The sequence below is a fragment of the Arcanobacterium sp. (ex Cirak et al. 2026) genome, from assembly GCF_053585065.1.
Window position 1 is genome coordinate 1 of the sequence record NZ_JBQJCE010000025.1, and the last position, 1372, is coordinate 1372.

A 1372-nucleotide genomic window follows, 5' to 3' on the forward strand; every position below is an offset into this window, starting at 1 on the left:
ATCGACACGTTAAGCGCTGACGGGGAACTGTTGCTGACGTTGTTGGCATCGTTTGCTCAGGCCGAGTCTGCATGCATAGGGCATGTGGCGAGCCTCAGAGTTGAAGTCTTTACCTGCAAGCTCGACAATGCACAGCTTCAATATCTCCGGTGTCGTGTTCGACGAGCTGCACACCCAACCGAACCGCGCCTTGTTCGATGTGATGAGGAAGGGTTCCGGTGATGCTCGTACCCAACCCTTGTACTTCCTGATCACCACGGCAGGCACTGATATGCATAGTATTTGTTATGAGCAGCATGAGAAAGCGTTAGATATCCTCGCAGGCAAAAAGATTGATCCGACGTTCTCTTCGGTGATTGATGGGGCGGAGCGCGACGATGACTGGACCGACGAGGACGTGTGGCTTAAGGCTAACCCTTCTCTAGGGGTGACTATCCCAGTGGAGAAAGTACGGGTTGCGTGCGAACAAGCCAGGCAGAACCCGGCTGAAGAAAACACCTTCCGACAACTATGACTCAACCAGTGGATGAAACAGTCGGTGCGGTGGATGCCCATGCACACCTGGAACGCCAACAATGCTCCTGGTGGTCTGTCCGATTTGGAGGGGCGGGTGTGTTACGGCGGGCTTGATCTTGCCTCGACGACGGATATCACGGTGTTCGTGCTCGTCTCCCACCCCAAACCGGAGACGACGAAGGCAGATACTTCATCGCTCCGTGGTTTTGGATACCGCACGACAACCTCACACTCCGCGTCGCCCGTGACCACGTTCCCTACGACCTGTGGTGCCAGCAAGGTTTTCTGCAAACCACGGAAAGTAACGTCGTCCACTATGGCACGATCGAAACCCTCATCGAACAACTCGGGCAGCGCTTCGACATTAGGGAGATTGCGTTCGACCGGTGGGGCGCGGTCCACATGAGTCAAAACCTCGAAGCCTTAGGTCTCACCGTTGTTCCCTTCGGGTAAGGGTTTTAAGGACATGAGCCCACCGTCGAAAGAACTCATGAAACTAGCCTTAGAGGGCAGGCTCGCCCACGCAGGCCACCCAGTCCTGTCCTGGATGGTTGACAACATTCACGTCCGCCAAGATCCGGCAGGCAACATCAAACCCGACAAACAAAAGAGCACCGAGAAGATCGACGTCGTCGTCGCCACGATCATGACCCTCGACCGCGCCATCCGAAACGACACCAGGCACGTAAACGGCAGCATCTACGATACGAGAAGACTACTCGTACTGTAAAAAGAATTTTCTCTTGACAACATAATGTGAGATATATATACACTGTAGATAACCGTATTTAGTCAACAAAGTTGTTGCGCAAATATTGTTTTACTTGCAGCAGGAATCGACACTTACTGCGGAATA

Annotated in this window: 1 pseudogene; it reads left to right on the plus strand. The window is 53.3% G+C overall.

The features are described from left to right. Nucleotides 1-130: 130 nt before the first annotated feature. Nucleotides 131-1246, plus strand: a pseudogene (locus tag ACTOVJ_RS08230) (terminase large subunit); the annotation flags it as partial. Between the last annotated feature and the right edge of the window lie 126 nt (nt 1247-1372).